26 protein-coding genes, 1 rRNA gene and 1 pseudogene are annotated in these 26,437 nt (G+C 53.3%); 10 read left to right on the top strand and 18 right to left on the bottom strand.

Annotation, left to right across the window (positions count from 1 at the left end; translation table 11 throughout):
• Window positions 1-903, bottom strand: a complete 903-nt coding sequence (gene murQ / locus WB371_RS21820) for an N-acetylmuramic acid 6-phosphate etherase (protein ID WP_336222081.1) — start codon at window positions 901-903, stop codon at window positions 1-3.
• Between the two features lie 116 nt (window positions 904-1,019).
• On the opposite strand from murQ, the gene WB371_RS21815 reads away from it, so the two are divergent.
• Together WB371_RS21815 and yfhL are read left to right on the top strand one after the other, a co-directional pair.
• Window positions 1,020-1,868, top strand: coding sequence for a MurR/RpiR family transcriptional regulator (locus WB371_RS21815; protein WP_336222080.1), 849 nt, complete (start codon window positions 1,020-1,022; stop codon window positions 1,866-1,868).
• Window positions 1,869-1,923: 55 nt separating this feature from the next.
• A complete protein-coding gene (yfhL, locus tag WB371_RS21810; protein ID WP_336222079.1) occupies window positions 1,924-2,184 on the top strand; it encodes a 4Fe-4S dicluster ferredoxin YfhL in 261 nt (86 codons plus the stop codon).
• Here the strand turns inward: yfhL and acpS are convergent.
• From acpS to rseD, 12 genes and pseudogenes are all read right to left on the bottom strand, one after another.
• Window positions 2,181-2,561 (bottom strand): holo-ACP synthase, encoded by a 381-nt coding sequence (gene acpS, locus WB371_RS21805; RefSeq protein WP_336222078.1) that lies wholly within the window; start codon window positions 2,559-2,561, stop codon window positions 2,181-2,183. The two genes, yfhL and acpS, sit on opposite strands and share 4 nt — an antisense overlap.
• Window positions 2,561-3,292, bottom strand: coding sequence for a pyridoxine 5'-phosphate synthase (pdxJ, locus tag WB371_RS21800; protein ID WP_336222077.1), 732 nt, complete (start codon window positions 3,290-3,292; stop codon window positions 2,561-2,563). The genes acpS and pdxJ overlap by 1 nt, the downstream gene beginning before the upstream one ends.
• 16 nt (window positions 3,293-3,308) lie before the next feature.
• Window positions 3,309-4,019 (bottom strand): DNA repair protein RecO, encoded by a 711-nt coding sequence (gene recO, locus WB371_RS21795; protein ID WP_336222099.1) that lies wholly within the window; start codon window positions 4,017-4,019, stop codon window positions 3,309-3,311.
• 134 nt (window positions 4,020-4,153) lie between these two features.
• Entirely contained in the window at window positions 4,154-5,056 is a 903-nt protein-coding gene (era, locus tag WB371_RS21790; protein ID WP_336222076.1) for a GTPase Era, read from the bottom strand.
• Window positions 5,053-5,733, bottom strand: coding sequence for a ribonuclease III (gene rnc, locus WB371_RS21785; RefSeq protein WP_042291512.1), 681 nt, complete (start codon window positions 5,731-5,733; stop codon window positions 5,053-5,055). Before rnc ends, era begins: the two co-directional genes overlap by 4 nt.
• A gap of 274 nt (window positions 5,734-6,007) precedes the next feature.
• Window positions 6,008-6,982 carry a signal peptidase I gene (gene lepB / locus WB371_RS21780; protein WP_336222075.1) on the bottom strand — a complete coding sequence of 325 codons (975 nt, stop codon included), beginning with the start codon at window positions 6,980-6,982 and terminating at the stop codon, window positions 6,008-6,010.
• 16 nt (window positions 6,983-6,998) lie between these two features.
• The gene (gene lepA / locus WB371_RS21775; protein ID WP_336222074.1) at window positions 6,999-8,798 is read right to left on the bottom strand and encodes a translation elongation factor 4; all 1,800 of its coding nucleotides are present in this window, start codon (window positions 8,796-8,798) and stop codon (window positions 6,999-7,001) included.
• A gap of 283 nt (window positions 8,799-9,081) precedes the next feature.
• Window positions 9,082-9,561: a SoxR-reducing system protein RseC gene (rseC, locus tag WB371_RS21770; protein ID WP_336222073.1), complete on the bottom strand. Its 480-nt coding sequence runs from the start codon at window positions 9,559-9,561 to the stop codon at window positions 9,082-9,084.
• The gene (gene rseB, locus WB371_RS21765; RefSeq protein ID WP_336222072.1) at window positions 9,558-10,514 is read right to left on the bottom strand and encodes a sigma-E factor regulatory protein RseB; all 957 of its coding nucleotides are present in this window, start codon (window positions 10,512-10,514) and stop codon (window positions 9,558-9,560) included. Before rseB ends, rseC begins: the two co-directional genes overlap by 4 nt.
• Window positions 10,514-11,164, bottom strand: a complete 651-nt coding sequence (gene rseA, locus WB371_RS21760; RefSeq protein WP_336222071.1) for an anti-sigma-E factor RseA — start codon at window positions 11,162-11,164, stop codon at window positions 10,514-10,516. Before rseA ends, rseB begins: the two co-directional genes overlap by 1 nt.
• A 31-nt stretch (window positions 11,165-11,195) precedes the next feature.
• Window positions 11,196-11,771 (bottom strand): RNA polymerase sigma factor RpoE, encoded by a 576-nt coding sequence (gene rpoE, locus WB371_RS21755; protein ID WP_336222070.1) that lies wholly within the window; start codon window positions 11,769-11,771, stop codon window positions 11,196-11,198.
• A pseudogene (gene rseD, locus WB371_RS21750) lies at window positions 11,768-11,933 on the bottom strand (rpoE leader peptide RseD). The gene rpoE and the pseudogene rseD overlap by 4 nt, the downstream one beginning before the upstream one ends.
• A gap of 258 nt (window positions 11,934-12,191) precedes the next feature.
• Here rseD and nadB point away from each other — a divergent pair.
• Window positions 12,192-13,814 carry an L-aspartate oxidase gene (gene nadB / locus WB371_RS21745; protein ID WP_336222068.1) on the top strand — a complete coding sequence of 541 codons (1,623 nt, stop codon included), beginning with the start codon at window positions 12,192-12,194 and terminating at the stop codon, window positions 13,812-13,814.
• On the opposite strand, the gene trmN is transcribed toward nadB, so the two are convergent.
• The gene (gene trmN, locus WB371_RS21740) at window positions 13,799-14,536 is read right to left on the bottom strand and encodes a tRNA(1)(Val) (adenine(37)-N(6))-methyltransferase TrmN (RefSeq protein WP_336222067.1); all 738 of its coding nucleotides are present in this window, start codon (window positions 14,534-14,536) and stop codon (window positions 13,799-13,801) included. The two genes, nadB and trmN, sit on opposite strands and share 16 nt — an antisense overlap.
• 131 nt (window positions 14,537-14,667) lie before the next feature.
• On the opposite strand from trmN, the gene srmB reads away from it, so the two are divergent.
• Window positions 14,668-16,002, top strand: a complete 1,335-nt coding sequence (gene srmB / locus WB371_RS21735) for an ATP-dependent RNA helicase SrmB (protein WP_336222066.1) — start codon at window positions 14,668-14,670, stop codon at window positions 16,000-16,002.
• A 45-nt stretch (window positions 16,003-16,047) separates the two neighbouring features.
• Here the strand turns inward: srmB and grcA are convergent, their stop codons facing one another.
• Entirely contained in the window at window positions 16,048-16,431 is a 384-nt protein-coding gene (gene grcA / locus WB371_RS21730) for an autonomous glycyl radical cofactor GrcA (protein ID WP_042291706.1), read from the bottom strand.
• A 317-nt stretch (window positions 16,432-16,748) separates the two neighbouring features.
• On the opposite strand from grcA, the gene ung reads away from it, so the two are divergent.
• Window positions 16,749-17,438, top strand: a complete 690-nt coding sequence (ung, locus tag WB371_RS21725; RefSeq protein ID WP_336222065.1) for a uracil-DNA glycosylase — start codon at window positions 16,749-16,751, stop codon at window positions 17,436-17,438.
• 183 nt (window positions 17,439-17,621) lie between these two features.
• On the opposite strand, the gene WB371_RS21720 is transcribed toward ung, so the two are convergent.
• Window positions 17,622-18,659: a tRNA/rRNA methyltransferase gene (locus WB371_RS21720; RefSeq protein WP_336222064.1), complete on the bottom strand. Its 1,038-nt coding sequence runs from the start codon at window positions 18,657-18,659 to the stop codon at window positions 17,622-17,624.
• Window positions 18,660-18,865: 206 nt separating this feature from the next.
• On the opposite strand from WB371_RS21720, the gene trxC reads away from it, so the two are divergent.
• The 5 genes from trxC (at window position 18,866) to WB371_RS21690 (ending at window position 24,584) form a co-directional block, all read left to right on the top strand.
• Complete coding sequence (gene trxC, locus WB371_RS21715) at window positions 18,866-19,285, top strand: thioredoxin TrxC (protein ID WP_336222063.1); 420 nt, start codon at window positions 18,866-18,868, stop codon at window positions 19,283-19,285.
• A gap of 67 nt (window positions 19,286-19,352) precedes the next feature.
• The gene (gene tapT, locus WB371_RS21710; RefSeq protein WP_336222062.1) at window positions 19,353-20,051 is read left to right on the top strand and encodes a tRNA-uridine aminocarboxypropyltransferase; all 699 of its coding nucleotides are present in this window, start codon (window positions 19,353-19,355) and stop codon (window positions 20,049-20,051) included.
• Between the two features lie 36 nt (window positions 20,052-20,087).
• Entirely contained in the window at window positions 20,088-22,748 is a 2,661-nt protein-coding gene (locus tag WB371_RS21705) for a bifunctional acetate--CoA ligase family protein/GNAT family N-acetyltransferase (RefSeq protein WP_336222061.1), read from the top strand.
• Window positions 22,749-22,861: 113 nt separating this feature from the next.
• Window positions 22,862-24,217, top strand: coding sequence for a CDP-diacylglycerol--serine O-phosphatidyltransferase (gene pssA, locus WB371_RS21695; protein WP_336222098.1), 1,356 nt, complete (start codon window positions 22,862-22,864; stop codon window positions 24,215-24,217).
• A 43-nt stretch (window positions 24,218-24,260) separates the two neighbouring features.
• Window positions 24,261-24,584 (top strand): YfiM family lipoprotein, encoded by a 324-nt coding sequence (locus tag WB371_RS21690; RefSeq protein ID WP_336222060.1) that lies wholly within the window; start codon window positions 24,261-24,263, stop codon window positions 24,582-24,584.
• Here the strand turns inward: WB371_RS21690 and WB371_RS21685 are convergent.
• Together WB371_RS21685 and rrf are read right to left on the bottom strand one after the other, a co-directional pair.
• Window positions 24,581-25,879 carry an MFS transporter gene (locus WB371_RS21685; RefSeq protein WP_336222059.1) on the bottom strand — a complete coding sequence of 433 codons (1,299 nt, stop codon included), beginning with the start codon at window positions 25,877-25,879 and terminating at the stop codon, window positions 24,581-24,583. The two genes, WB371_RS21690 and WB371_RS21685, sit on opposite strands and share 4 nt — an antisense overlap.
• A gap of 302 nt (window positions 25,880-26,181) precedes the next feature.
• Window positions 26,182-26,297 (bottom strand): 5S ribosomal RNA (rrf, locus tag WB371_RS21680).
• Between the last annotated feature and the right edge of the window lie 140 nt (window positions 26,298-26,437).

Here is a 26,437-nt window from a genome sequence, read left to right as displayed (position 1 = left end):
CTACCTCGTTGAATCAGCCAACGCCGCGCGCAGGAATCCCTGATGAGCGGACAGTCTCTCCCGTGCCGCGCCGGCGTCAATCCCGGTTAGCGCCATTAAAATCGCAGGTTTCACTTCAAAATCAGTCTGTTTTAGCAACGCTTCTGCTTGCGCTCGCGCAATCCCCGTCGCTTCAACGACCATCCGGCACGCGCGATCGATCAGTTTGATATTGGTGGCTTTCATATCTACCATCAGGTTCTGGTAAACCTTGCCAAATTTCACCATCGCCCCGGTAGAGATCATGTTGAGCACCAGCTTTTGCGCAGTGCCGGATTTCAGGCGGGTGGAACCTGTCAGCGCCTCTGGCCCCACTACGGGTGAAATGGCAATATCTGCGGCCTGCGCAATGGGAGAATCCGGATTACAGGAAATAGCCACCGTGGTGCATCCGGTTTTACGGGCATATCTCAACCCGCCAATAACGTATGGCGTACGCCCTGACGCCGCCAGACCCACAACCAGATCCTGCGGTTTGAGGCTGAGAGCGATCAGATCGTCTTCACCGAATTGCGCATTATCTTCCGCCCCTTCAATGGCTTTCAGCAGCGCGCCCGGCCCCCCGGCGATGAGCCCCACCACCAGTCCATGAGGAACGCCAAACGTCGGTGGACATTCAGAGGCATCCAGTACGCCGAGTCGCCCGCTGGTTCCCGCCCCCATGTAAATAATACGTCCGCCGGATTTTAACGCTTCAGCCGCAGCATCAACGGCGCTCGCAACATCGGGCAATGTGGCTTTTACTGCTTCCGCTACCAGCGTATCCTGTTGATTAAAACGGTGAACCAGTTCAAGCGTGGACAACGCATCGAGGTCCATCGTTTGTGGATTACGGGTTTCTGACACTAATGCGCCGAGATTCATAACTGCTCCTCAGGAATTTTTAATTCATCTTAGTTGCCAATAATGGAATATAATATTCGCACAGGCGAGTGAAATTTCGTTTTGCAGCCGCTATCACGTTTTCGTCGGGAGAGACCATGAACTGTTTGATTCGCATTCGTCAGCGTTACCAGGGATTTGCGCAGAGCGATAAAAAACTTGCGGACTACCTGCTCGCTCATCCCGATGAAGCCCGTCATCTCAGCTCTCAGCAACTGGCGGCTGAAGCGGGCGTCAGCCAGTCAAGCGTGGTGAAATTCGCGCAAAAGCTCGGTTATAAAGGCTTTCCGGCGCTGAAACTGGCCATGAGTGAAGCACTGGTCAGCCGCCCGAATCCGCACTCTGTGCCGGTGCATAATCAGATCCGTGGTGACGACCCCTTGCGCCTTGTCGGTGAGAAATTGATCAAAGAAAACGTGGCAGCCCTGCATGCCACGCTGGATATCAACGCGGAAGAGAAGTTAATCGACAGCGTGACGATGCTGCGCAACGCCCGCCGGATCGTGGTAACCGGGATAGGCGCCTCGGGACTGGTGGCGCAGAATTTCGCCTGGAAGCTGATGAAAATTGGCCTGAATGCTATTGTTGAGCGCGATATGCATGCGCTGCTGGCGACGGTTCAGGCGCTGACGCCGGACGATCTGCTGCTGGCAATTTCATACAGCGGTGAACGTCGGGAGCTGAATCTGGCGGCAGATGAAACATTACGCGTTGGCGGGCAGATCCTGGCCATCACCGGGTTTACCCCTAATGCGCTACAGCAACGCGCCAGCCACTGTCTGTATACCATCGCCGAGGAGCAGGCGACGCGCAGCGCGGCGATCTCCTCGACCCACGCGCAAATGATGCTGACCGACCTGCTGTTTATGGCGCTGGTACAGCAGGATCTGGAACACGCGCCTGAACGTATTCGCCACAGTGAGGCGCTGGTAAAAAAACTGGTCTGAGCAAAGAATGCGCGTATAATGCCCGCCCGGTTTGTGTTGTTTTGAGAGTTTCCTGATGGCCCTGTTAATCACTAAAAAATGTATCAATTGTGATATGTGCGAACCCGAATGCCCTAATGAGGCGATTTCAATGGGTGACAGCATTTATGAGATTAACAGCGACAAGTGCACCGAGTGCGTGGGCCATTACGAAACCCCGACCTGTCAGAAGGTGTGCCCGATCCCGAATACTATTCTGAAGGATCCGGCACATGTGGAAACGGAAGAACAGCTTTGGGACAAGTTTGTCCAGATGCACCACGCCGATAAGATTTAACTTTCGATAATCACCGTGGCGCAGGCGTAGTGACGTTCATCAGCCAGTGTCACGTGCAGATGGGCAACGCCCAGTTTTTCCGCCAGCGCTAACGCCTCCCCCCATAACCGCAGGCGCGGTTTCCCGAGTTCGTCGTTAAACACTTCAAACTGATTAAACGCCAGCCCATTGCGAATACCTGTGCCAAAGGCTTTGGCGGCGGCTTCTTTGACGGCAAAACGTTTCGCCAGAAAACGCACCGGCTGCTGGTGCGTTTCCCAGATGGCCCACTCGTTGTCGCTGAGCACGCGTCTGGCGAGACGGTCACCGGAGCGCGAAATCACCGCGTCAATGCGCGCGATCTCCACGATGTCAGTGCCTAACCCCAGAATCGCCATTAGCCACGCGCTTCCAGCATCAGGCGCTTCATTTCCGCCACGGCCTCTTTCAGGCCACTCATCACCGCACGCCCGATAATCGCATGACCGATATTCAACTCATGCATCTCTGGCAGCGCTGCGATAGCTTTGACGTTATGGTAAGTCAGACCGTGCCCCGCATTCACCTTCAATCCCAGGCTCGCGGCAAAGGTCGCGGCTTTGGCAATGCGTGCCAGCTCCTGCGCCTGTTCAGCGTCGGTTTTTGCATCGGCGTAGCAGCCGGTATGAATTTCAATGTACGGTGCGCCAACGTCAGCCGCCGCTTTGATTTGCGCATCATCGGCATCGATAAACAGCGACACGAGGATCCCGGCATCCGCCAGACGTTTACAGGCATCGCGCATTTTGTCGCGCTGCCCCGCTACATCCAGACCGCCTTCTGTCGTCACTTCCTGACGCTTTTCCGGCACCAGGCAGCAGAAATGCGGCTTCGTATCAACGGCAATCGCCAGCATCTCTTCCGTTACCGCCATTTCCAGATTCATGCGGGTGTCCAGAGTCTGGCGCAAAATACGGACGTCGCGGTCGGTAATATGACGACGATCTTCACGCAAGTGGACCGTGATGCCATCGGCACCCGCCTGCTCTGCGATGAACGCCGCCTGCACCGGATCCGGGTACGCTGTACCGCGGGCATTACGTAATGTCGCAATGTGGTCAATGTTGACGCCTAACAGTAATTCAGCCATGACAATCCTCGTTATTTTATGTTCGCTTCGGCATAAACTGCCGGAATAATTCGCGGCTCTTTAAGGGCTTACCACCAAGATACGGCTTTAGGGCTATGCGGGTAAAGCGTTTCGCCGCGCGTAGTGTATCTCCATCGGGAAAGTCGCGCTCGGCAAGCGCCCGCAGATGACGGCCGGTAAAGGTATTGTTGTCGATTACCACGCTGGCGATAAAGCCTTTCTCTTCACGGTAACGGTAGGTCATGGTGTCCTCCACCGGCTCGCCACTCCCGGCGCAATGCAGGAAATCGACCCCGTATCCAAGATGACCCAGCAGCGCCAGTTCAAAACGGCGAAGCGTCGGTTCCGGCGTTCCGGTCGCCCCGGCCAGCGCCTGAATACAGTGCAGGTAATCAAAGAAAAGTTCAGAAAAACGGGTTTCATGCTCCAGCACGCGGGCAAGCAGTTCATTAATGTACAAACCGCTGTACAAGGTAATACCGCTCAGGGGAAGCGCCAGAGAAACCGCTTCCGCGCTACGCAGCGTTTTCACTTCGCCACGTCCGCCAAAGCGTACTAACAGGGGGGTAAAAGGCTGAAGAGCGCCTTTGAGAGAAGAACGTTTGGAACGTGCGCCCTTGGCAACAAGGCGCACGCGACCCGATTCTTCCGTGAAAACATCCAGCATCAGGCTGGTTTCGCTCCAGGGACGACTATGGAGGACAAATGCGCGCTGCCAGCCCTCCATCATAATACTCGTCGTCTTTCAAGTTGCAGGTCCGTTGGCTGCGCCCGATCACCCCAGTCACTTACTGGAGTAAGCTCCCGGGGATTCGCGGTCTTGCCGCCTTCCTGCACCTCGAAAGCCATAGAGTATTACTACTAGTCTTCGCCGTAACCGAGACTGCGCAGCGCGCGTTCGTCATCGGCCCAGCCGGATTTCACTTTCACCCACAGTTCCAGGTGAACCGGGGCTTCAAACATTTCCTGCATGTCTTTGCGCGCTTCAATACCGATGGTCTTGATTTTGGCCCCTTTGTTGCCAATGACCATCTTCTTCTGCCCTTCACGCTCAACGAGGATCAACCCGTTGATGTCATAACCGCCACGCTCGTTCGACACAAAGCGCTCGATTTCCACGGTCACAGAATAGGGAAGTTCAGCGCCGAGAAAACGCATCAGCTTTTCGCGAATGATTTCAGACGCCATAAAACGCTGTGAACGGTCCGTAATGTAGTCTTCCGGGAAGTGATGAACCGCTTCCGGCAGATGCTTACGCACAATGGCTGCAACGGTATCGACGTTCATTCCGGTTTCTGCGGAAATCGGCACGATGTCGAGGAAGTTCATCTGGCTTGCCAGGAACTGCAAATGCGGTAACAGATCGGCTTTTTCCTGCACGTTATCCACTTTGTTTACCGCCAGGATCACCGGTGCCTTACCGTCACGCAGTTTGTTAAGCACCATCTCGTCATCCAGCGTCCAGCGGGTTCCTTCAACCACGAAGATCACCAGCTCAACGTCGCCAATCGAGCTACTGGCGGCTTTGTTCATCAGACGGTTAATGGCGCGCTTCTCTTCCATGTGCAGACCCGGGGTATCGACATAAATCGCCTGATAAGCCCCTTCGGTATGGATCCCGACAATACGGTGACGCGTGGTCTGCGCTTTCCGGGAGGTGATCGAAATCTTCTGCCCGAGCAGGTTATTCAACAGCGTGGATTTGCCAACGTTCGGACGTCCGACGATAGCAATAAATCCGCAGTAACTTTTCTCGTCGCTCATTCCAGCTCCAGTTTTTTCAGCGCCTGTTCGGCGGCAGCCTGTTCCGCCTTGCGACGGCTCGAACCTGTGCCAACCACCGGTTCACTCAGGCCGCTGACCTGGCAGTGGATAGTAAATTCCTGATCGTGGGCTTCACCACGAACCTGCACCACCAGATAGGACGGCAGCGGCAGATGGCGACCCTGCAAATATTCCTGCAAACGTGTTTTCGGATCTTTTTGCTTATCGCCCGGGCTGATTTCGTCCAGACGAGTCTGATACCAGTTGAGGATCAGCTTTTCGACGGTCTGAATATCGCTATCAAGGAACACGCCGCCAATCAGTGCTTCGACGGTATCGGCCAGAATCGACTCGCGACGGAAACCGCCGCTTTTTAATTCGCCTGGCCCTAAGCGCAGACATTCACCCAAGTCGAACTCACGGGCTAATTCAGCCAGTGTATTTCCCCGAACCAGCGTCGCGCGCATGCGGCTCATATCCCCTTCATCCACGCGTGGGAAACGGTGATACAGCGCATTCGCTATCACAAAACTTAAAATTGAGTCGCCAAGAAATTCTAAACGCTCATTATGCTTGCTGCTGGCACTGCGGTGGGTTAATGCCTGCTGCAACAACTCCTGATGAGTAAAAGTGTAGCCCAGCTTCCTTTGAAGCCGATTAATTACGATGGGGTTCATGCGATACCAATAAATAAATGCGTCAACAATTCAGCACACGAAACAGACCTGATACACATAACGTTCTACGGACCGCATGAATGCAGTTCCGGTACGCTTGTATAGGGGGACCAACGCTGTTTCGTGTGCCGTGGCGACCAGGGGGCGCCAACCTGAAACTTCGGGGGAATATTCTATACACAACGACAGGGGATGTCGTTAGCCAGGACGGAATTATCTAATAAATAATTCATGTTGCCGCCACAATGACGGCAACATGAACGATTCGCAGCAATTAGTGGATGCCACCAATGCGGCTTAAACGAACGCCAGTCGGCCATTCGCCTTCTTGTTTGTCGAAACTCATCCAGATAGCGGTGGCTTTACCCACCAGATTCGCTTCCGGAACAAAGCCCCAGTAACGGCTGTCCGCGCTGTTATCGCGGTTATCGCCCATCATGAAATACTGTCCCGGCGGCACAATCCAGGTCGCCAGTTGTTGCCCCGATTGCTGGTAATACATCCCCACCTGATCCTGCGCAATTGGCACGGTCAAAATGCGGTGCGTCACCTCGCCCAGCGTCTCTTTACGTTCTGTCAGACGAACACCATTTTCTTTCGTTTCGCTCAGTGGAATCTCAAAGAAACCGCTGGTTGCTTCACCACCGTTACGGCGTGCAAATGTCTGAACAAAATCGCTCGGTTGCACATCGCTATAGGTCACCGGCAGTGCGTTTTCACAGGCCTGACCCGACTTACAGCCAGGCTGAATGGTCACTTCTTTCGCGACCGGATTGTAGGTCACTTTATCGCCCGGTAAGCCAACTGCGCGTTTGATGTAATCCAGACGAGGATCTTCCGGGTATTTAAACACCACGATATCGCCACGTTTCGGATGACCGGTTTCGATCAGGGTCTTCTGATAAATCGGATCTTTAATACCGTAGGCGAATTTCTCCACCAGAATAAAATCGCCGATTAACAGCGTCGGCATCATCGAACCTGACGGGATCTGGAAAGGCTCATAAATAAATGAACGCACAACCAGCACAATCGCCAGCACCGGAAAAACCGAAGCGCCCGTTTCCAGCCAGCCAGGCTTTGGCGAGACTTTCTTCAGCGTGGCTTTATCCAGTGAATCTCCGGCAGCAGCCTGTGCTGCCGCCTGACGCTCCCGACGTTTTGGTGCGAAGATAAACTTATCCACGCACCACAAAATGCCCGTGACCAAGGTGGCAATCACCAGAATCAGGGCAAACATATTCGCCATGCCAACTCCTTAAGGATTATTTGCTGTCTTTACCGACATGAAGAATGGCGAGGAACGCTTCCTGAGGCAGCTCAACGTTACCGATCTGCTTCATACGCTTCTTACCTTCTTTCTGCTTCTGCAGCAGCTTTTTCTTACGGCTGATATCACCGCCATAGCATTTTGCCAGAACGTTTTTACGCAACTGTTTCACGGTTGAACGCGCGATAATATGCGTTCCGATAGCCGCCTGAATTGCGATATCAAACTGCTGACGAGGGATCAGATCTTTCATCTTCTCCACCAGCTCACGACCACGGCTCTGGGAGTTATCACGGTGCGTAATCAGCGCTAACGCATCGACGCGTTCGTTGTTGATCAACACATCGACACGCACCATGTCGGACGCCTGGAAGCGTTTGAAGTTGTAATCCAGCGACGCATAGCCACGGGAGGTCGATTTCAGACGGTCAAAGAAGTCGAGCACCACTTCCGCCATCGGAATCTCATAAGTCAGCGCCACCTGGTTACCGTGGTACACCATGTTGGTCTGCACGCCGCGCTTCTCAACGCACAGGGTAATGACGTTACCGAGATAGGCCTGCGGCAGCAGCATGTGACACTCTGCGATCGGCTCGCGCAGCTCATAGATATTATTCAGCGGCGGCAGTTTTGAGGGGCTGTCGACGTAAATAATCTCTTTCGCGGTGGTTTCCACTTCATAAACTACCGTTGGCGCAGTGGTGATCAGGTCCAGATCGTATTCACGCTCCAGACGCTCCTGAATGATCTCCATGTGCAACAGGCCAAGGAAGCCACAGCGGAAACCGAAGCCCAGCGCGGTTGAGCTCTCCGGCTCATAGAACAAAGAGGCGTCATTGAGGCTCAGCTTGCCAAGCGCATCGCGGAAGTTCTCGTAGTCATCAGAGCTGACCGGGAACAAACCTGCGTAAACCTGCGGTTTTACCTTTTTGAAGCCTGGCAGCGCTTTTTCTGCCGGATTACGCGCCTGGGTCAGGGTATCGCCCACCGGTGCGCCGAGAATGTCTTTAATGGCGCAGACCAGCCAGCCTACCTCGCCGCATTTCAGCTCGGTACGGTCAACCTGTTTTGGCGTGAAGATCCCCAGACGGTCCGCGTTATAGACCTGACCGGTGCTCATCACCTTAATTTTGTCGCCCTTGCGCAGGGTGCCGTTTTTAATACGCACCAGCGACACAACGCCAAGATAGTTATCAAACCAGGAGTCAATGATCAGCGCCTGTAACGGCGCATCCGGATCGCCTTCCGGCGGCGGAATATCGCGCACCAGACGTTCCAGAACGTCGGTCACGCCCACGCCGGTTTTCGCCGAGCAGCGCACAGCATCGGTCGCATCAATACCGACGATGTCTTCAATCTCTTCGGCGACACGCTCGGGATCGGCGGCTGGCAGGTCAATTTTGTTCAGGACCGGCACCACTTCGAGATCCATTTCCATCGCGGTATAGCAGTTCGCCAGGGTCTGCGCCTCTACGCCCTGCCCGGCATCCACCACCAGCAAAGCGCCTTCACAAGCGGCAAGAGAACGGGAAACTTCATACGAGAAGTCGACGTGGCCTGGAGTGTCAATGAAGTTAAGCTGGTAGATTTCACCATCAGAAGCTTTGAAATCGAGCGTTACGCTCTGCGCTTTGATAGTAATACCGCGCTCACGCTCAAGATCCATCGAGTCGAGAACCTGCGCTTCCATTTCACGGTCAGACAGGCCACCGCAGATCTGAATAATACGGTCAGACAGCGTCGATTTACCGTGGTCGATGTGAGCTATGATCGAAAAGTTACGTATGTTCTTCATATAATGTAATTATTGTGCCTTACGACAGGTTGGACAGGCTCTGAGAAGTCGCTGTTCTGAGCTTAACGTCTTGTTTAACTGAAACGCCGCATTCTACACTACAACGCTGAGGCGAGGAAATGGTCATAGAGTAAGGATAGCGGGAACGGGAAACGGTATCGCTTTTCTGATGTAAAACAGAGTAAGAGGGGCATAATGCCTGATGGCGCAAGCTTATCAGGCCTGGTGGGCTTACTGATTGTAGGTAGGCCGGATAAGGCGAAGTCGCCATCCGGCAAGAATATCATGGAGTCGTTTCGGTAGAGGATGTTTCAACGCGCACCAGACCGGGCGCCAGGGCGACGCTTAAAATCACCGGCTGCCAGGCTTCTCGCGTGGCAAGCTTGCGGGAGAAACCACGCGCAATCAGGAATCCGCCCACGCCCCCCAGCACTGCGCCACTTAACGCTGCGAGATCCGAGCCGAACATTACCTGAAATAACGATGCAACAAGGAATAACCCCACCAGCGGCGACAGGTAAACCAACATGGCCGAGCCCAGCAAGCTGCCTTCGGCAATTCCCAGTTCCACTTTCTGACCCGGCACTAAAGGCTCTTCGCTCGGCACCACAATCGTATGCGTGGTCTGTGGCCCCAGCTTGTTCAGTACGCGGCTGCCGCAACCGGCGCGTGAGGCGCAACTGCTGCACGACGCTTTCACATCGCAACTGACCAGCGCCTCTCCGTTTTGCCAGGAGACAACGGTTGCCCACTCTTTAATCACTGTGCGGCCCCAAATTTGAGGGTGTCCGCAATACGTTTCGCGGTTTGCGGCGGTAATTCTCCCACGATAGTGATTTCCGCGTTATCGCGCACGGTAGTGCTTACCGTTCTGCGCCCTGTCCTCAACATCTGCTCGGTGCTGGCCCGGGTCGCACGGTTTACATTCACCGAGAAGCTGAACAAACCATCCGAATAAAGACGCGACTCAATCGGCATATTATCCATCGTTGGCAACGGTCTGCGCCCACTGGAGACTTCGCTAAACCCTTGCGGAAGCCAGGTGGGACTCCAGTTGAATTTCGCTTTTTCACCCACAGGAACAGAGAGCAGCGGCGGGAGATTGGCTTTTGCCAGCGTCTGCATGCTACTGCCTGGATCCTGATTGACGGTAAAAGCGATGACCCGGAATTGTTCTAACGTTTCGCCATCACGATCGAGGAGATCGACCCGCATTGGTAACTTCGATTCGGTATCCATCCAGACAATATAGCTGTAACGCGTGCCATCACGCGCGACAACGCGAATCACCTCGCACAGACGATCAGCGATGCGCGTACGGCCCACTGAGATGAAATCATAATAGGGGGCGAGACGTTTGAAATCGGTGTAGATAAGCGATGGCAGGGAGTCAACGATATAGTCACCGTTCAGCGTGAACGGCTCAAGGCCAGGTTCAAAATAGCTGATTTCATTACCGCGCTGTACCACCTCACGACGGGGACCATCCATTTGCAACAACTGCGCAAGCGGGCGGTTATCCAGGCGTGCATGCCGATAACGCAGTGACTCAACACCTTGTTTAGTAATGCTGACGAATGACAGCTCGTAATTGAGTGACTGGCTGGCCACGTTCATCTGCTGCAATAACGCCCCGGACGCAGTGTTGGCCGAGGCGTTTACAGAGAAGAACAGGCTACCCGCCACAAGTGACATGGCAAACCAAAGTTGCTTCATTACTGCGATTGCGTTCCTAGAGTTTGAATTCCTGGCACCTGGACAGCAGCTTGCTGTGTTTGTGCCTGCTCAAACTGAAGCTGTTCGGAGTGCAGTCGGCGTTGCAGTTCGTAATCCTGCAACATGGCATTAATACGACGACGCTGCTCCTGTACCTGCTGCTGTTGCCCACCGTTCGCGGTAGCATCAGAAGGTACTCCCAGGCTGACCGGGCTGGCTTTACCCATCATCGGCAAAGTGTTAAAGACCGGGGTCTCAGGCTGCTGGGACGTTTCAGATTGTCCATTATAGTGCTGGACACCAACAATAACTGCAAGCGATACGCATGCAGCGACACCCATTTGCGTGAGTTGTGCTGCCCACGGACGCATTTTTTGCCAGAATGGCATTTTTTGCCACTGATGCGGTGCGGGCTGGGCCTCAGGAATTAATGGCGCCGTCTGGCGTACTGGCTCATTTTCAATGGCAGCCATCACGCGAGCGGAGATATCGAAATGAAGCACGTCAGGTGTATCACCCCGCATAGAATCGCGGATCAGGTGATAACCTTCCCAGGTTTTTTGCATTTCCGGGTCATGAGCCAGTTCTTTGAGCAGCTCATTGTCCAGCGTTTCGCCATCCATTAAAGCGGAAAGTTTTTCTTTCTGCATGCCTAATACCTTTTCCAGTATCCCGCTATCGTCAACGCCTGATAAGCGGTTGAACTTTATTATCAATAGCTTCCCGCGCCCGGAAAATACGTGAACGCACCGTACCCACCGGACAATCCATGATAGCGGCTATCTCTTCATAGCTCAGACCATCAAGCTCCCGTAAGGTGATTGCCATACGTAAATCTTCCGGGAGGGACTCAATAGTTCGGAAAACTATCTGTCTCAGTTCTTCTGACAACATTAAGTTCTCAGGGTTCGAAATTTCTTTCAGCGCACCGCCACTTTCGAAGTTTTCTGCTTCAATCGCATCCACATCGCTGGATGGCGGACGACGCCCCTGAGCGACCAGGTAATTCTTTGCGGTATTGACCGCAATACGATACAGCCAGGTATAAAAAGCACTATCCCCCCGGAACGATTCCAGCGCACGATAGGCTTTAATAAATGATTCTTGTACCACATCGGGAACATCCCCCGACGGGACATAGCGGGAAACCAGACTCGCCACTTTATGCTGGTAGCGCACCACCAGTAAGTTAAAGGCTTTCTGATCTCCCTTCTGGACCCGTTCAACCAGGACCTGGTCCGTTAACTGCTCGCTCATCCGAGGTAAAGTCTCCCCAAACCAAATTTCCACGCGTCTGCGAAACGCCACTCCTTAAGCTGCACTACGAGCAAGCAACAGGTTAGAGTGTCTTGTTTTTGTAAAGTTCCGTTACGCATCTGTTTTTTGTTTGTCATGTTGTAGACGATCATTATCTCTCATTATAAGTCTACCGGGTCCGAACAACGCACAATCTTTCAAAATGCCCATAAACCGGTTGCAGAGTAACCCAACGGCCGCTTTATTTCATCCTCTAATCTGAGGCTTACGGTCCGCCACGCAAAATTTGTGCCGACGAGTCTCTTTCGGAAAGCCCGACTTTTTGTTTAGCCATTACAACAAAACCAAAATAAAACGTGCTGAATCGCGCATTGTGGTGCTATGCTGACCAAACACTGTTTAGTAAATTAAACAAACATCATGAAAACCACTCCAGAATTTTCTTGTGACGTGTTAATTATCGGTAGCGGCGCTGCCGGACTCTCCCTGGCGCTGCGACTTGCCGAAAAACATCAGGTCATCGTCCTGAGCAAAGGTCCCGTCAGCGAAGGCTCCACTTTCTACGCACAAGGTGGAATTGCCGCCGTGTTCGATGAAACCGACAGCATTGATTCACACGTGGAAGATACGCTGATTGCCGGCGCCGGGATTTGCGATCGCCATGCGGTGGAATTTGTCGCCAGCAACGCTCGACCCTGTGTACAGTGGCTTATCGATCAGGGGGTGCTGTTTGATACCCAGGTTCAGCCTAACGGCGAAGAGAGCTATCACCTGACGCGGGAAGGTGGTCATAGCCATCGCCGCATTTTGCATGCCGCTGACGCCACTGGCAAAGAGGTAGAAACCACGCTGGTCAGCAAAGCGCAAAGTCATCCGAACATCCGGGTGCTGGAACGCAGTAACGCCGTCGATCTTATCATCTCTGACAAAATCGGCCTGCCGGGTACGCGTCGGGTTGTCGGCGCATGGGTCTGGAACCGGAATAAAGAGGCGGTAGAAACCTGCCATGCAAAATCTGTTGTGCTGGCGACCGGTGGCGCATCCAAAGTGTATCAATATACCACCAACCCGGACATTTCATCCGGCGACGGAATTGCCATGGCGTGGCGTGCAGGATGTCGGGTCGCCAACCTCGAATTCAACCAGTTCCATCCCACGGCGCTGTACCATCCTCAGGCGCGCAACTTCCTGCTCACAGAAGCGCTGCGCGGCGAAGGTGCGCATCTCAAACGTCCGGATGGTACACGCTTTATGCCGGACTTTGATGAACGTGCAGAGTTGGCACCGCGCGATATCGTCGCCCGAGCGATCGACCATGAAATGAAACGCCTTGGCGCGGACTGTATGTTCCTTGATATCAGCCATAAGCCCGAAGCGTTTGTACGCCAGCATTTCCCAATGATTTATGAGAAATTACTCGGCCTTGGGATCGACCTGACTAAAGAACCGGTTCCCATTGTCCCCGCCGCGCACTATACCTGCGGCGGCGTGATGGTGGATGACTTTGGCCGTACCGATGTGGATGGTTTGTACGCCATCGGTGAGGTGAGCTACACCGGTCTGCACGGAGCGAACCGGATGGCTTCAAACTCATTACTGGAGTGTCTGGTGTACGGTTGGTCCGCAGCGGAAGATATCGACCGAAGAATGCCTTATGCGCGAGGCGTCAGTACCCTGCCCGCCTGGGATGAAAGCCGCGTTGATAACCCTGACGAACTGGTCGTTATCCAGCATAACTGGCATGAACTGCGGCTATTTATGTGGGACTACGTGGGCATTGTGCGCACCACCAAACGACTGGAACGCGCCCTGCGTCGCATCACGATGTTACAGCAGGAGATCGACGAGTATTACGCCCATTTCCGCGTCTCAAATAATCTGCTGGAGCTACGCAACCTGGTTCAGGTCGCCGAGCTGATTGTACGCTGTGCCATGATGCGCAAAGAGAGCCGGGGTCTGCATTATACGCTCGATTATCCGGCGTTGTTGGCAGAGTCAGGGCCGTCGGTGCTTTCGCCGCTACACGCTCACATGAACAGATAAAATGCCTGGGTCAGCGCCGTATAGCCTTCGGAATAACGCTGATCCGGCCCGCGAATGACCAGTCTGTCGCTAAAGCACTCCCCCTGTTTTGGGGAGAATGCCAGCAGTACCCGATGCGGTAATCGCGCTTCTGTTTCGGCAACATCGGTCCGTAAGCGCAAATGCCACCCCATACTCAGCGCCTGCCGGGTAAAGATGTTGCCAACATTTTCCGGCAGTACCACACACAAGAACCCCTCTTCGGTAATAAGCCCTGTCGCGGTGGAAAGCAGCGTGGAATGATCCAGACTCGTGGTATAGCGCGCCTGTTCACGCTGCGGCGTGGCGCAATCGACGCCCTGCTGGTAATAAGGCGGATTACTAATGATAAGGTCATATTTGACGGTCTGACGTTCCGCCCAGGACTGAACATCTTCCGCCTGAACCGCCACTCGATCCGCCCACGGTGACTGGGCGATGTTTTCTTGCGCCTGCGCGGCGGCGTCACCATCCAGTTCGACGGCATCGACAGTGACGCTTTGATCGGTTCGCTGGGCCAGCATTAGCGCCAACAGCCCACTGCCGGTACCAATATCCAGTATCCGCTTAACGCCAGCCACCGGCGCCCACGCCCCCAGCAGAATGCCGTCCGTTCCGACTTTCATGGCACAACGATCATGCGCGACAAAAAACTGCTTAAACGTAAATCCATTACGACGTTGAACGGATGTAGACTGAGGCATGAATTAAAAACCTTGCAGGAAAAACGGCAACAGCACCTGGAGAAAACAATACCTGAGAAGCGATATCCATACAAACAGATGAAGATTACAGCCGTAACGTCTATAATCAGCGCCCCACACAGAGGTAGAACATGACTGTAACGACTTTTTCCGAACTCGAACTCGATGAAAGCCTGCTGGATGCCCTCCAGGAAAAAGGTTTCACTCGCCCGACCGCCATTCAGGCTGCCGCCATTCCGCCTGCGCTCGAAGGCCGTGACGTACTCGGTTCTGCGCCGACAGGCACCGGTAAAACGGCGGCATATCTGCTGCCCGCGTTGCAGCACTTGCTCGACTTTCCGCGTAAAAAATCCGGGCCGCCGCGCATTCTGATCCTCACTCCTACGCGCGAACTGGCGATGCAGGTAGCCGATCACGCCCGTGAACTGGCGAAAAACACCCATCTGGATATCGCGACCATCACCGGCGGCGTCGCTTATATGAACCACGCCGAGGTGTTCAGCGAAAACCAGGATATCGTGGTCGCGACCACCGGGCGTCTGCTGCAATATATTAAGGAAGAGAATTTTGACTGCCGCGCCGTGGAAACGCTGATCCTCGACGAAGCGGATCGTATGCTTGATATGGGCTTTGCCCAGGACATCGAGCACATTGCCGGTGAAACGCGCTGGCGTAAACAGACGCTGTTGTTCTCTGCCACGCTGGAAGGCGATGCCATTAAAGATTTTGCTGAGCGTCTGCTGGAAGATCCGGTTGAAGTCTCTGCGAATCCATCGACCCGCGAACGTAAGAAGATCCACCAGTGGTATTACCGGGCGGATAACTTCGAACACAAATTTGAACTGCTCAAACATCTGTTAAAACAAGATGACGCCACGCGCACTATCGTGTTCGTCCGTAAACGCGAGCGTGTGCATGAGTTAGCTGAGATGCTGCGCCTGGCGGGGATCAATAACTGTTATCTCGAAGGTGAGATGGCGCAGATCAAACGTAACGAAGGTATCAAACGTCTTACCGATGGCCGCGTTAACGTCCTGGTTGCGACCGATGTTGCGGCCCGTGGGATTGATATTCCTGACGTGAGCCACGTGATTAACTTTGACATGCCGCGAAGTGGAGACACCTACCTGCACCGCATTGGCCGTACGGGCCGCGCAGGTCGTAAGGGCACCGCGATTTCGCTGGTTGAAGCGCACGATCATCTGTTGCTGATGAAAATTGGTCGCTACGTCGAAGAACCGCTGAAGCCCCGCGTCATTGATGAACTGCGTCCGACCTCACGCGCACCGAGTGAAAAAATGACGGGCAAACCGTCGAAGAAAGCGCTCGCCAAACGTGAAGAGAAGAAAAAAGAGAAAGAAAAAGAGAAACCGCGTGTGAAGAAACGCCATCGCGATACCAAAAATATTGGTAAACGCCGTAAGCCGAGTGGCGCAACTACAGCACAGCAGACAAACGAAGAATAAAAAAAACGCCGGGAAATCCCGGCGTTTTTTTTGATTCGCTGAACCTTACAGGCTTTCAGTAAAGGTACGTGCGATAACGTCGCGCTGCTGTTCCGGCGTCAGAGAGTTAAAGCGCACCGCATAGCCAGAAACACGGATGGTCAGCTGCGGATATTTTTCCGGATGTTTAACCGCATCTTCCAGCGTTTCACGGCGCAGAACGTTAACGTTCAGGTGCTGACCGCCTTCCACACGCACTTCCGGTTTCACTTCCATCGGGATTTCGCGGTACTCAATGTCACCCAGTTTGTTTACCGCAACCACTTCATCTTCTGCAAAACCTGCTTTGGCTACGATACAGCGTGCTTCGCCTTTTTCGCTGTCCAGCAGCCAGAAGGAATTCAGCAGGTCGTCATTGGCGGCTTTAGTAATCTGGATACCTGTAATCATGTGATGCCTCCCCGGCAAAATTATTTGATTAGGGTTGGCCGGCTCGCGGCCAATTGGTAAAACCATTGTTGCTTGAGTGTATATATACCCCCCTGACACCCTTGATTCTTTGATTTAAATCAACAAAAACCACACCACAACTGTGGTGATGTAGTGAATTTATTGTTTTACATCAACTTACGCGGTGTGCGCGCATCAACTTTTTACACAAATTTTCAACTTAATTAATCGCTTAACATGCGTTATTCAGGAGAGGATGTTGCGCCACCGACAGAAGCAGTTAAGCTATGACGATTGAGAATTCGCAGGAGAGCGAGATGGCCACTGAATTAACCTGGCACGATGTGCTGGCTGAAGAAAAACAGCAGCCCTACTTTATCAATACGCTGCATACCGTCGCGGGTGAACGTCAGTCCGGAATGACGATTTATCCACCGCAAAAAGATGTATTTAATGCGTTCCGCTTCACCGAGCTGGGTGACGTCAAAGTCGTGATCCTGGGACAGGACCCGTACCACGGTCCTGGACAAGCACATGGTCTGGCGTTTTCTGTGCGACCAGGAATTGCCCCGCCGCCCTCGTTGTTGAATATGTATAAAGAGCTGGAGGGATCTGTTCCCGGTTTTACGCGTCCCGCGCATGGTTATCTTGAAAGCTGGGCGCGCCAGGGCGTGTTATTGCTCAATACGGTACTCACAGTTCGGGCGGGCCAGGCACACTCTCATGCCAGTCTGGGTTGGGAAACGTTCACCGACAAAGTGATTAGCCTGATTAATGAACATCGCGAAGGCGTGGTTTTCCTGCTCTGGGGCTCTCATGCGCAGAAGAAAGGGGCGATCATTGACAAGCAACGCCATCATGTTCTTAAAGCGCCGCATCCGTCACCGCTCTCAGCGCATCGGGGATTCTTTGGCTGTAACCATTTTGTGTTGGCGAACCAGTGGCTGGAACAACGTGGAGAGAAGCCAATCGACTGGATGCCCGTATTGCCAGCAGAAAGCGAATAAAAGAAAAGCCAGCGATTCCGCTGGCTTCAAATAGTTAACAACCCCTGTAAAGGTCTTGCCGGATGGCGGGAGACGCCTTATCCGGCCTCTACATCAGATTGTAATACCGATACGTGATACCATCTTTCCAGGCCCGATAAACTTGCGCCATCGGGCATTTTATCGGTTGTCTGCTTTTCCCTGTCAGGCTTTATTCTGACGCCACCATTCGGCGAGCAATACACCGGTTGCCACGGAGACGTTCAGACTTTCAACGTTACCCGTGCCATCGATTTTCACACACAAATCGCTGGCATCACGCGCCGCGTCCGGCAAACCGTCGAATTCCTGACCTAACACCAGCACCATTTTCGCAGGCAGTTCGCTTTTAAACAGCGGCTTACCGCGCTCGCTGGAGGTTGTCACCACGGTGTAACCCGCCTGGCGGAAATCATCCAGAACATCCACAATGCTGTCGCCGGTAATCGGCTGAACATGTTCTGCGCCGCCTTCCGCAGTACGGATCGCCGCGCCGGATTCCAGCAGAGCCGCATCCTGCACCACCACGCCTGTCACGCCAAAGTGCGCACAGCTACGCATCATGCCGCCGAGGTTGTGCGGGTTGGAAACATCTTCCAGCGCTAACACACAGTCCTGCGCACCCGCCTGGCTCACCCACTGCTTCACGGTCGTGCCGTTACGTTTTTTAATCAGGAAGCAGACACCGCCGTGGTGCTCGGTACCCGAGGCTTTCGCCAGCTCAGCTTCATCCACTACGTGATACGCTTTGCGGTTTGCCGCCATCCAGCGTAATGCTTCTTTAAAGCGCGGGGTGACGCTCTGGATGAACCATGCGCGGACAATGGCTTCCGGACGGCTCTGGAACAGCGCCTGACATGCATTTTCACCGTAAACGCGGGTCTCTTCCGCACGTTGACGACGTAAGACTTCAGGGTCGATAAAACTTTTACCGCTGATACCACCGTGATCGGCTTTTTCAGGCGTTTCGTCGCCTGGCGCACGAGACACTGTCCGCCACGGGGAATCTTCACGCTTGCGATCGCGGCTCTGAGGGGGTCTTTCATCGCGGGCGGGGCGACGGCCACCGTCAGCACGAGACTTTCCTGGACGACCGCCACCTTTCCCGGTACGCGGGTTATGGGTACGTTTATCAGAATCATCATCACTGCGGACATACATCACTTTGACCTTGCCGCTTTTGTTTTTCAATTCATCGTTCATGCTTTTCTCCACCAGCGCTGCGCGAAGCGCGCAGATTACCCGATGTGCTCCCGGTTAGCCATGATTTCATTTAAAAGCTTATGACTATTGTACTCATTGAATAAAACGCATTGCTGTTTAAAACAGTCTCACCAATAATATGTAACATACTGGAAACATACCGGCAGGATTGCCCGAAAATCCATTCATTCATCCAGAGGTTAGTTATGAATACCGTTTGTACCCGTTGCCAGGCCATCAACCGCATTCCCGACGATCGGGTTGAGGATGCGGCAAAATGCGGACGCTGTGGCCACGACCTGTTCGACGGCGAGGTGATTAATGCGACCGGTGAAACGCTGGATAAACTGCTCAAAGACGATCTGCCTGTGGTGATCGACTTCTGGGCGCCGTGGTGCGGTCCGTGCCGTAATTTCGCGCCCGTCTTTGAAGATGTCGCCGAAGAACGCAGCGGCAAAGTTCGCTTTGTGAAAGTCAACACGGAAGCAGAGCATGAGTTAAGCGCCCGCTTTGGTATCCGTAGTATTCCGACCATTATGATTTTCAAACACGGTCAGGTTGTCGACATGCTGAATGGCGCGGTCCCTAAAGCGCCGTTTGACAGTTGGTTGAACGAATCACTGTAATCTCATCGGGGCGCATCTTGTGCCCCGTTTTCTCCTCTGCGACAATAGCGTTTTTCAACACATTCTTATGACTGAAAACGCAGTTCTCACGCTTCGCGCTGAACGTATGGCGCGCGCCACACGACCTTTTCTCGCCCGGGGAAATCGCATTCGTCGCTGTCAGCGCTGTTTGCTCCCGTTGAAACTCTGCCTGTGCAATACGCTGTCGCCGTCCCACGCAAAGAGCCGTTTCTGTCTGGTAATGTTTGATACTGAACCGATGAAACCGAGCAATACCGGGCGACTTATCGCCGATATTTTGCCGGAGACCACCGCCTTTCAGTGGTCGCGAACGGCGCCGCCGCAGGCCTTGTTGGATCTGGTGAAAAACCCGGACTATCAGCCAATGGTGGTCTTCCCCGCGTCTTATGCCACAGACACGCGTGAGGTTATTTTTACGCCGTCGTCAGGTAAACCGCCGTTGTTTATTATGCTCGACGGTACCTGGCCGGAAGCGCGTAAAATGTTCCGCAAAAGCCCCTGGCTTGATCACCTGCCGGTTATCTCGGTCGATTTATCACGACTGTCAGCCTATCACCTGCGTGAAATTCATGCCGAAGGACAATACTGCACGGCTGAAGTCGCCATCGCGCTGTTGGATCTGGCGGGCGATAATGCTGCGGCAGAGCGTCTTGGTGAACATTTTACCCGCTTTAAAACACGCTATCTCGCAGGAAAAACCCAACATCAGGGAAGCGTCACAGCAGAATCCGAAGAAAGCGTTTAGAATCATTCAGTCACTACTGCGCAAAGGGAAACCGGAATGAGTCAGCGAGGACTGGAAGCGCTTCTGCGACCAAAATCGATCGCAGTTATCGGTGCATCAATGAAGCCCAATCGGGCGGGTTACCTGATGATGCGCAACCTGTTGGCTGGAGGTTTTAATGGCCCCGTCTTACCCGTCACGCCCGCCTGGAAGGCCGTATTAGGCGTCCTGGCGTGGCCCGATATTGCCAGCCTGCCTTTTACCCCCGATCTCGCCGTGTTATGCACCAATGCCAGTCGAAATCTGGCATTGCTGGAAGCATTAGGCGAAAAAGGCTGTAAAACCTGCATTATTCTTTCTGCGCCTGCACCGCTTCATCAGGAATTACTTGCCTGCGCTCAGCGTTATAAAATGCGTTTGCTTGGACCCAACAGTCTCGGGCTTCTTGCACCGTGGCAGGGGTTGAACGCCAGTTTTTCCCCCGTTCCCATAAAACGCGGTAAGCTCGCGTTTATTTCTCAGTCGGCCGCCGTGTCTAACACTATTCTTGACTGGGCCCAGCAGCGCGAGATGGGGTTTTCCTATTTTATTGCACTCGGTGACAGCCTGGATATCGATGTCGATGAACTGCTGGATTATCTGGCGCGCGACAGCAAAACCAGCGCGATATTGCTGTACCTCGAACATCTCAGCGACGCGCGCCGCTTTGTATCTGCCGCGCGTAGCGCCGCACGCAATAAGCCGATCCTGGTGATTAAGAGTGGTCGAAGCCCGGCGGCACAGCGTCTATTGCATACCAGCGCCGGAATGGACCCCGCGTGGGATGCCGCCATCCAGCGCGCCGGTTTGCTGCGCGTCCAGGATACGCATGAACTCTTTTCTGCGGTGGAAACCCTCAGCCATATGCGCCCTCTGCGTGGCGACAGGCTGATGATTATCAGTAATGGCGCCGCACCTGCGGCGTTAGCGCTGGATGAGCTCTGGTCACGCAACGGTAAACTGACCGCCTTAAGTGAAGAGACAGCCCGGAAACTGCGTGAAATCCTGCCAGATCATGTTGAGATCGCCAACCCTCTGGATCTGCGTGACGATGCCAGTACTGCGCATTACACCCATGCGCTGGACATTCTGCTCGCCAGCCAGGATGCTGACGCGCTGATGGTGATTCATTCTCCGAGTGCCGCCGCACCTGGTACCGAGACCGCACAGGCGTTAATTGAAACCGTCAAGCATCATCCACGCGGCAAGTTTATCTCGCTGTTGACTAACTGGTGTGGGGAATATTCCTCACAGGAAGCGCGTCGACTGTTCAGCGAGGCGGGGTTACCTACCTATCGCACACCGGAAGGCACCATTACTGCATTTATGCACATGGTCGAGTACCGGCGTAATCAGAAGCAGCTACGGGAAACGCCCGCGCTACCGGGCAATCTGACGGCCAATACCGCAAAGGCGCATGACCTTCTTCAGCAGGCGATTGCCGAGGGTGCGACCTCACTTGATACCCACGAAGTTCAGCCTATTTTGCAGGCGTATGACTTACATACGCTCCCGACCTGGATTGCGAGTGACAGTACCGAGGCTGTACATATTGCTGAACAAATTGGCTACCCGGTGGCGCTGAAACTGCGTTCCCCTGATATCCCACATAAGTCCGAAGTTCAGGGGGTGATGCTGTACCTGCGAACGGCAAACGAAGTTCAGCAGGCGGCGAATGCGATTATTGATCGTGTGAAAATGGCCTGGCCGCAGGCGCGGATCCACGGACTGCTGGTGCAAAGTATGGCAAACCGTGCAGGTGCGCAGGAACTGCGTGTGGTGGTTGAGCAGGATCCCGTCTTTGGTCCTTTGATTATGCTCGGTGAAGGAGGCGTTGAGTGGCGTCCAGAAGAGCAGGCGGTAGTTGCGTTACCTCCGTTGAACATGAACCTGGCACGCTATCTCGTGATTCAGGGGATTAAGAATAAAAGGATCCGTGGCCGCAGCGCATTACGTCCGTTGGATGTTGCGGGGTTAAGCCAGCTTCTGGTGCGGGTGTCCAACCTGGTTGTGGACTGCCCCGAGATCCAGCGTCTGGATATTCACCCGCTGCTGGCTTCAGCGGGCGAATTTACCGCTCTTGATGTCACGCTGGATATCGCCCCCTTCGAGGGTGATAACGAAAGCCGACTCGCCATTCGTCCCTATCCGCATCAGCTTGAAGAGTGGGTGGAGATGAAAAATGGTGAACACTGCCTGTTTCGCCCTATTCTGCCGGAAGATGAACCTCAGCTTCAGCAGTTCATTTCCCAGGTTACAAAAGAAGATCTTTATTACCGTTATTTCAGCGAGATCAATGAATTTACTCATGAAGATTTAGCTAACATGACGCAGATCGACTACGATCGGGAAATGGCCTTTGTTGCCGTGCGGCGCGTTGAACAAACGGAAGAAATTCTTGGCGTGACGCGCGCAATCTCCGATCCGGATAATATCGATGCGGAATTTGCCGTGCTGGTTCGTTCCGATCTTAAAGGGTTAGGATTAGGTCGTCGGCTACTGGAAAAATTGATTACCTATACACGAGATCACGGACTTCAACGTCTGAATGGTATTACGATGCCAAACAATCGCGGTATGATCGCGCTGGCCCGTAAACTTGGCTTTAACGTCGATATCCAGCTTGAAGAGGGCATCGTTGGGCTGTCGCTGAATCTGGCCCCGCCCAGGGAATTGTAAGTAAGATACTGGAAATGTTGACCACTTTAACGGGGACAGTGTTATTATTACCCGCTTAAGTCGTCTGCATTGCACAGAGGACCCTTCAATGAACAGAGAAGAAATGCACTGTGATGTTGTCTAAATTTAAACGCAATAAACATCAACAACACCTTGCCCAACTACCAAAGATTTCTCAATCAGTTGATGATGTCGATTTCTTTTATGCTCCCGCTAATTTCAGGGAAACGCTGCTGGAAAAGATAGCCAGCGCGAAACAGCGTATTTGCATTGTTGCCCTGTATCTGGAGCAGGATGATGGCGGCAAAGGCATTCTCAGCGCGCTTTACGAGGCGAAACGACAGCGGCCTGAGCTGGATGTCCGGGTGCTTGTCGACTGGCATCGCGCGCAGCGTGGACGCATTGGGGTCGCGGCATCCAATACCAATGCCGACTGGTATTGCCGGATGGCGCATGAAAACCCGGGAGTTGATGTGCCGGTATACGGCGTGCCGATCAACACCCGCGAAGCCCTCGGCGTACTTCACTTCAAAGGCTTTATCATTGATGACAGCGTCCTGTACAGCGGTGCAAGTCTGAACGATGTCTATCTGCATCAACACGATAAATATCGCTATGACCGTTATCAGTTGATCCGCAATGCCCGTATGGCCGACATCATGTTTGAATGGGTAACCCAAAACCTGATGAATGGTCGTGGCGTCAATCGCCTGGACAATACGCAACGCCCCAAAAGCCCGGAGATTAAAAACGATATTCGTTTGTATCGCCAGGAGCTACGTGATGCGGCTTACCATTTTCAGGGCGATGCCGATAATGAACAGTTATCCGTCACGCCGTTGGTCGGTCTGGGTAAATCCAGCCTGCTTAACAAAACTATTTTCCATCTTATGCCCTGCGCAGAGCATAAGCTCACGATCTGTACCCCTTATTTCAACCTGCCGGCGATTCTTGTGCGCAATATCATCCAGTTGCTGCGCGAAGGTAAGAAAGTTGAAATCATCGTGGGAGATAAAACCGCGAACGACTTTTATATTCCGGAAAATGAGCCTTTTAAAATTATCGGCGCACTGCCTTATCTCTATGAGATTAACCTGCGTCGTTTCCTGAGCCGATTGCAGTATTACGTGAACACCGATCAGTTAGTCGTTCGCTTGTGGAAAGATGACGACAATACCTATCATCTCAAAGGCATGTGGGTCGATGATACATGGATGCTGCTGACCGGGAATAACCTTAATCCACGCGCCTGGCGACTGGATCTGGAAAATGCGATCCTGATTCACGATCCTAAGCAGGAACTGGCTTTACAGCGCGAAAAAGAGCTGGCGCTGATTCGAACCCATACGACGATCGTTAAGCACTATCGTGACCTGCAGAGCATTGCCGACTACCCGGTCAAAGTTCGCAAGCTCATTCGTCGACTGCGTCGCATTCGAATCGACAAGCTGATCAGCCGCATTCTGTAAGCAATCCCTCGTCCTGTACGGGGGTTTTTCTATGGAGGGTTCGGTGCGCGTTCTGTTTCTTTTTATGACACTGAGTTTGTCTGGCTGTAGCCATATGGCGCAGGACAACTGGAGCGGGCAGGACAAGGCTCAGCATTTCATCGCGTCCGCGATGCTTTCAGCCGCGGGTAATGAATATGCGCAGCATCAGGGAATAAACCACGATCGAAGCGCCGTTGTTGGTTTGATGTTTTCGGTAAGTCTTGGCGCATCCAAAGAACTTTGGGATAGCCGCCCGGCGGGGAGCGGCTGGAGCTGGAAAGATTTTGCCTGGGATGTCGCCGGTGCAACCACCGGCTATGCGCTCTGGCAAATGGCACACTATTAAAGACGTAGCCCTTTTCCTTTACGATGCAACATCAATGAGACCAGAAACGCCACGATCGCCATAACGGTGACATACCAGAAGAATGACGTCTCCATACCCACAGATTTCAGCGACAGCGCAACGTATTCCGCAGAACCGCCAAACAGCGCATTCGCCACGGCATAAGAGAACCCCACGCCTAATGCGCGAACCTGTGCCGGAAACATTTCCGCTTTCAGAATACCGCTAATGGAAGTGTAGAAACTGACGATCAGCAAGGCACACATCACCAGGCCAAACGCCGCGTAAGGTGAAGTCACGTTCTGAAGCGCAGTCAGGATCGGCACCGTAAACAACGTTGCCAGCGCGCCAAAGCATAGCATGGAGGTACGACGGCCAATTTTATCGGACAGCGCGCCAAATAATGGTTGCACCAGCATGTAAACAAACAGCGCGGCCGTCATAATTCCGCTGGCAACGTTCGCATGCATGCCTGCCGTGTTAACCAGATATTTTTGCATGTACGTAGTGAAGGTGTAGAAGCACAGCGATCCTGCTGCTGTGAAGCCCAACACCATGATGAATGCTTTGCGGTTACGCCATAATCCTTTCAATGACCCTGCTTCTTTCAGCGCACGCGTCTCTTGTTTCGACGTTTCATCAAGCTGGCGACGCAACCAAAGCGCAACAATTGCCAGCACCGCGCCTAAGGCAAACGGAATACGCCAGCCCCACTCCCTGAGCGCGGAATCCTCCATCGTTTGCTGTAAAACAACCACAACCAACAATGCCAGCAACTGACCGCCAATGAGCGTAACATATTGAAAAGACGCATAAAATCCTTTCCGACCTTCTACAGCGACCTCACTCATATAGGTTGCGCTGGTACCATATTCTCCACCGACGGATAAGCCCTGAAACAAACGCGCCATCAGCAACAGCGCAGGCGCCCAGGTTCCAATCGTTTCATAACCTGGCAGGCAGGCGATCACGAGCGACCCCATACACATCATGCAAACAGACAGGAGCATAGATTTTTTACGCCCATGCTTATCGGCAATTCGCCCAAATAACCAACCGCCGATGGGACGCATTAAAAACCCGGCAGCGAAAACACCTGCGGTTTGTAATAGCTGAGTGGTGGTGTTTCCGGAGGGGAAAAAGATGTGGGCAAAATAGAGTGAGCAAAACGAGTAGACATAGAAATCAAACCATTCAACCAGATTCCCGGATGAGGCCCCCACAATTGCCCATACACGACGGCGGGTATCACTGTCAGTCAGTGACCCGTTCGCAGTTACACTGCTTTCAGTCATCAGAATTACTCTCCTGCCAAAGAACCGATTGTGCTCGTTGGTTGTGCTTTATGTTATTTTTAGTGAATTAAATGTTATATAATTGTTATTAGTTGTTGTGGGATAAAGATCACGGTTTTAATTAGCAGGAAAAGAATTTAGGAGAAAGCTTAGCCCTGGACGGGCATATCCGATATTGCATATACGCTACAGCGGCGTCTCGCTCCGCCACCTGCCCGGATAAGACGAAGCCGCCATCCGGCGATTTTTCACATAACGCAAAAAGACCCGGTCTTTCGACCGGGCCTTTCGCTTTATTTGATGCCTGGCAGTTCCCTACTCTCGCATGGGGAGACCCCACACTACCATCGGCGCTACGGCGTTTCACTTCTGAGTTCGGCATGGGGTCAGGTGGGACCACCGCGCTACAGCCGCCAGGCAAATTCTTTATACTCTGTCCTGTGTCTTTTGTGCTGATACTGCGTTGGCTGCTCTGGCGAGCGTCAGTCACATACTCATGTATGCTCCTTCCGTCGCTGCGTTTGCCGCCTTGTCTCAGCGCAAAATCCTTCGGACTCT

It is taken from the genome of Citrobacter amalonaticus (assembly GCF_037053465.1).
Lineage (GTDB): Bacteria > Pseudomonadota > Gammaproteobacteria > Enterobacterales > Enterobacteriaceae > Citrobacter_A > Citrobacter_A amalonaticus_H.
This window is presented reverse-complemented; position numbering and strand designations above follow the sequence as displayed.